Origin of the sequence: Colwellia sp. BRX8-4 (assembly GCF_014077345.1) — a bacterium.
Lineage (GTDB): Bacteria > Pseudomonadota > Gammaproteobacteria > Enterobacterales > Alteromonadaceae > Colwellia_A.
The window spans coordinates 1-260 of sequence record NZ_JACGVS010000082.1; the positions used below are offsets into that span (position 1 = coordinate 1).

At 45.8% G+C, this 260-nt stretch carries 1 pseudogene; it reads right to left on the reverse strand.

Annotation, left to right across the window (positions count from 1 at the left end):
* Window positions 1-29 precede the first annotated feature (29 nt).
* A pseudogene (locus H4J56_RS19465) lies at window positions 30-260 on the reverse strand (transposase); the annotation flags it as partial.

The window sequence follows — 260 nt, forward strand, 5'->3', positions numbered from 1 at the left end:
TTTCTTGCTGTCTTAGTATGTAGTTATGTTTACGCGCTATTCAAACAAGCTTGGGCATTTGCTTTACCGTGTGCGCGCTTTAACCCCACGTGCTCAGTAAATTCACACAAATGCTCTGCGGTGCCGACTGCGCCCGTGAATATACCTTCAAAGTTTGTGGTGAGTTTGAGCCAACTGTCATCGCTGATGTGAAGTCTTGACAGTATATTTGCGGTTTTGTTATCGATAGCGCCTCGTTTGTCTGCTCTTATTACGCGACC